The sequence below is a fragment of the Streptococcus parasanguinis genome, from assembly GCF_001578955.1.
GTDB lineage: Bacteria > Bacillota > Bacilli > Lactobacillales > Streptococcaceae > Streptococcus > Streptococcus parasanguinis_U.
Window position 1 is genome coordinate 227,624 of the sequence record NZ_KQ969689.1, and the last position, 1,550, is coordinate 229,173.

Sequence of the window (1,550 nt, forward strand, 5' to 3'; positions counted from 1 at the left end):
TCTTTCTTTACTTGATAGTCCTATTGTAAACCTAAAAAGAAAGAAAAAATTAATGTTGCATATTTTCAACAAAAACTCACAGAGTAGATCTGTGAGTTTTTAGGATTTATTGATCAGTTCTTGCAGGCCCTGTTTGTAGTAGTTGGCACTGTCCTTACAATCCAGAATAGAGAGAACCTGGATGGCCTGTTCCATCTTTTCAAGACCGATTTCTTTTTCTCCCTTTCGATAGAGAAATTCTCCTTTGGCATAGAGATAAACCGTCCGAAGGTAGGCTTCGTTCTCAGAGTAAAAGTGGTCCTTGATCAGCTGATCAAAATAGGTTGCATCTTCAAATTCATTTGAACTAATGGCGAGAAAAAAGCCATTAAGGAAAATAGAATTGATGGCAGGACGAGAGGAATCTAGGAGAAGCTTGAAATCCTCCCGTTGGACCAACTCCTCTGTGTATTGTCGATAGAGCTGACTAGAGAAAAGAGGAGAGGTCAGTGAAAATAGGCTTAACTCAAAATTTCCCCAGACCATGACAGAGAAGAGGTAGTCATAGAGGAAATCTAGTTCCTCTTGGCTAGCGGTGAGCTCTACCTCAGGATATAAGCCAAGTATTTTGGCCTTGAGAATAATGCTGGCTAAGAAGTCTTCTTTTTTCTGATGTTTCTGGTAGGCTTGCTGGTAGCTTTGGTACAAGGCTTGATCGTGTTCCAAGCTCATGTTTTCATAGTGCTCTTTCAACAATTTGGGAATAAAGGAGTGCTGATCGATCCCTGCTAGATGAGAGAACTCACTGAGGCTGGTTTTGATTTGTTGAAGGGCCTGAAAAAACCGTTGCGTCGTCAGGTCATTTTCTCCTCTTTCAAATCGCGACAGCATAGAGCGCGAAAATTTGCCACCCGTAGCTTCCTCTAAAGAGATGTGGCGACTTTCACGTATTTGCCGAAAAATAGCTCCGATTTCTTTCATGAATTCTCCTCTTTTAGCTGGTATTTTTCAACCAATTGCTCAACAGTCTTTCCCTTACTTAACCAATCAGCCAGACGATCTAAGCGGCGAATTTCTTGCATCAAAGGATCCTGAATCGTTTCAATTTGCACGCCACAAATTTTCCCAGTAATCAATGTCCGGTTGGGGTGATAGGCGGGAGCTTGGCGAAAGAAATCTCCATAACTTCCGTCACTCTTTTTCCATTCTTTTAGTTCCGCCAGAGAATAGCCTGTTAATCGCGAGGTGATTTGGTCAAGGCTTATCTCTTTTCCACCCTTTCGTAAGACTTTTTGGACTAAAGCTGTGTATATAGTTGAAAATGGTAAATCGTAAACTCTTGCCATCAGATCTCCTTCATCTTTTTTCATGATTATAACAAATTTTTGAGGAGACTTCTTGGTTGAGGGGCAGCTTCATGATATACTAGTAGTATCTAGAAGATTTGAGGACAAAAGAATGAACTTATATACACAAGAAATCCGTAAAAATCCTGAAGGACTAGCATTTGATCAAGGGTTGGATTTGTTAAAGGATCTGCAAAAGCGCAATCCAGAAATTCTTGACTTAAA

2 protein-coding genes and 1 pseudogene are annotated in these 1,550 nt (G+C 40.5%); 1 reads left to right on the top strand and 2 read right to left on the bottom strand.

Features of this window, described 5'->3' with window-relative positions:
* Positions 1 to 99: 99 nt before the first annotated feature.
* Together SPADD19_RS01055 and SPADD19_RS01060 are read right to left on the bottom strand one after the other, a co-directional pair.
* Entirely contained in the window at positions 100 to 960 is an 861-nt protein-coding gene (locus SPADD19_RS01055) for a helix-turn-helix domain-containing protein (RefSeq protein ID WP_049498389.1), read from the bottom strand.
* A complete protein-coding gene (locus SPADD19_RS01060) occupies positions 957 to 1,328 on the bottom strand; it encodes a DUF2200 family protein (RefSeq protein ID WP_241496459.1) in 372 nt (123 codons plus the stop codon). Before SPADD19_RS01060 ends, SPADD19_RS01055 begins: the two co-directional genes overlap by 4 nt.
* Before the next feature lie 109 nt (positions 1,329 to 1,437).
* Between SPADD19_RS01060 and SPADD19_RS12235 the strand changes: the two are divergent.
* Positions 1,438 to 1,550: pseudogene (locus tag SPADD19_RS12235) on the top strand (DUF177 domain-containing protein); the annotation flags it as partial.

Bases quoted from the DNA above. Each gene is read 5' to 3' on its own strand.
- SPADD19_RS01055 (WP_049498389.1), bottom strand. From the start codon at position 960: ATGAAAGAAATCGGAGCTATTTTTCGGCAAATACGTGAAAGTCGCCAC.